The organism is Holospora curviuscula, from assembly GCF_002930195.1.
Taxonomy (GTDB): Bacteria; Pseudomonadota; Alphaproteobacteria; order Holosporales; family Holosporaceae; genus Holospora; species Holospora curviuscula.
Map to the genome: position 1 here is coordinate 1 of NZ_PHHC01000090.1, position 2,830 is coordinate 2,830.

Genomic DNA, 2,830 nt, shown 5'->3' on the forward strand with positions numbered 1-2,830 from the left:
GCGTAACATCTTTGATGCCGGAGATCATGGCACTGAAAATGATAACAACGCCATGCTGTTCTTCTTACAAGAAAGGCTTGAACGCCTGCGTCATTTGGTGAATCCCAATGCCGGGATGATTGTTGCCCATCACACCAAGAAGATTACCAAAAAGCTTTTGGAAGAAGATCCTTTCCAGTCACTTAGTGGTGCCGGCGCACTCAGAGGCTTTTACACCACCGGTATGATTCTCTTTAGGCCTGATGAAACCAAAACACCGCGGCAATTGATTTTTGAACTGCGTAACGGTGAGCGCATTGATAATAAGTGGGTCGATAAAATAGCCGGCAAATGGTCGGTACTCGAAGAAGAATCCGAGCGTTTAGTGAATAAGCATTACGGCGAAAAGTTGGATGCAGAACGTAGGCGTAAGCACGATATTATTTTGCAGCTGATTTACGATGAAGCACGCAAAGGCAAGCTTTACACCGCAAGTCAGTTCTGCAGAGCTTTTGAAAATAGATCAGGTCTTGGCGGCCAGCATTCCATTCGTGATCGCATTGATGTGCTTTCTACAAAGGGTTACATCAAATTCTGTAAAACAGCTGCTCGTAAATCAAAATATGGCTTTTTATGTGTGGAGGCTATGGACCTGAAGGAGACAAAAGTTGATTCTGAAACAGGCGAAGAAACTACGCACTTTCAGCCTATTTTACCAACCCATTATAAGTCCGCTGAAGATGGGGCGATTATCCATTTAGAAAACCCTTCACTTTGGTTTTATCATGATTAGCTATTTTGTGAAAACCAGATTGAATGGGTTCAAGCGATAGCCATATTCCTGTTTTTTAAACCCGGGCCATCCAAGAGTTTGAATGATATCATCACGTTTAATATTAACGCCCAGCTCTTTGGCTAGAGTCTCTTCAATAGCCTTTTGCATTTTGTTAAGCGGCCTTCGGATTTGCTGCTCTAAATCATCAATCAGCCCCATATGCGGCTCTAGGCGCTCAGCAATTTGATATAAATTAAGCGGTGTGTGCATCTCTTTGGGTTTACCTTCTTCGAAATCCCGCCAATATTGCTCCAGTAAAATCCTAAAAATTTGAATGCGGCTTGGGGCTTGTTTGCCAATGACATGAATGCCGCCAACAAAAATACCTTCACTATCAATGGTAATGCTATAGGTTGCAGGAATGGCTGCTGGTTTTGGTGTGTGAAGCGACACAAAAGGCAGTATTTGTCTTGAAATATTGGGAATCTCTTTGGGGATGCCATGCTCTATCGCCAGATCCAAACCTTGTTTTAAAGAGAGATTACCATTGATGAAATCCGATAATTTTATAGCCTGCACATCAAGCGGTAAATGCGGTAAGGTTTTTCGCAATGTGATGATCAGTGTGGGTTGCGCCTTGAGTCGTTCTAAAGCTAAATACGAAGGGTTATCGATAAAATCAGGCAGTATCATCGTTACAAAACCAGAGTCCAACAAAATGTGATAAACGCCGGCACTCTGATTTTTAAAGGTAAATTCTTTGAGTTCGGCCTCAAGCCACTGCAATATAGCCTGCTTTTGTAAGGATAAAGAGACAACATGATAACGCTGCTTTTGGTGAGTGATGGGCAAAATATAACGTCCGCATTCCTCGCACATGAGATCGTCGCAGGATTCATCAAAATCATCAGGGATCGGGATTTTGTTCTCGCAATCCGGATTGATCAGACTATCAAAATCTAACGCATCTAAGGGGTTGGTGCATTTTATAAAATAATGCTCTTTAAGCTGGATAAAGCCAAGCCGTCCAAGATGATAAGCCGCCTCTAAATACACTTGATTCGGATTGATCCATGAATTGCTGGATTCAAGCAAAGCCTGCAAGGCATCTTCATGCGCAGCATTTTGCTTTAGGCAAGATCGTAAGGCCATAGCAATCCTTCATCCATGTTTTAAAAGCTGAGCGTCCCTTTTTATCCAACACATATTCTGAATAGCAAATCATCACATGACCAGGATCAGCTGCATCCCCCCTGAAAAACAGGGTTGCCTTTTTACCCTGAAACACAAGCCTAACTGAATCGATCATGACAATATCATCTAAAATATCACCAACTGCCTGATGCAGCGCTTCAAGCTCTTCTGCAATCGGGTCAGTCGGATGTGTTGTTAAAATTAAATGGGTGTTGTTTTTAAGATGCGGTGATCTGAATTTAAGCTCAAATAGCTTGAGTTCCTTATCGCTTTCGCTCGCGCACGACCGCAAGAAAGTCTTCACTTGAGCAGCAAAGTTGTAGTCCTGCATGTTGATGAAGGAGCAATCCTTCTCGAAGTAAGAACTTACCAAACGGTCAGCAATCTTCAATCCTTGGTTGGAACATTTGGCACAAAGATTCACTTGATTAGCATTGGCAGCAAAATCCAGGATAATCCAATCCGGCTTATGGCCATGGACAATGCGATTAGAGCTTAACAGCAAATCTTCATCGCTGGCCCTGCGGATAAAGAGATATAGCCGATCTTCGTGATAAAATAAACCCTGTAAATGGGTTTCAAAGCTGTCATTTTGCTCTTCATCATGGGCTTTAAGAGCGTTGCGGACTAGGTCTTCCGTCGCAAATTCTTTGAAAGAAATAGCCGGCTGGCGTGGCGGATTTTGCAGCACAAAGGAGCCAAACCCTTTCTTTTGCACTTTATCAAAATGATATACCTGCTTGAGCAATTCAGGATCAGCTTTAAAAAGTGCAAACAGTAATCCTTTCTTGTCGTATTTATCGTCTTTAACAAGCAGCTTGGCCATGGTTTCAGCAGAAAGTACCGGCTTTGCAATCTCCGTAATGGCCGCTTCAAGTTTGG

3 protein-coding genes are annotated in these 2,830 nt (G+C 42.8%); 1 reads left to right on the plus strand and 2 read right to left on the minus strand.

Annotation, left to right across the window (positions count from 1 at the left end; all coding sequences use genetic code 11):
- The coding region (locus HCUR_RS04525) for a P-loop NTPase family protein (RefSeq protein ID WP_243397273.1) at positions 1-772 on the plus strand (772 nt) is incomplete at its 5' end.
- On the opposite strand, the gene HCUR_RS04530 is transcribed toward HCUR_RS04525, so the two are convergent.
- Positions 773-1,906, minus strand: a complete 1,134-nt coding sequence (locus tag HCUR_RS04530) for a hypothetical protein (RefSeq protein WP_104206953.1) — start codon at positions 1,904-1,906, stop codon at positions 773-775.
- A partial coding sequence (locus HCUR_RS04535) for a hypothetical protein (protein WP_104206954.1) occupies positions 1,866-2,830 on the minus strand: 965 nt, incomplete at its 5' end. The genes HCUR_RS04530 and HCUR_RS04535, both read right to left, overlap by 41 nt.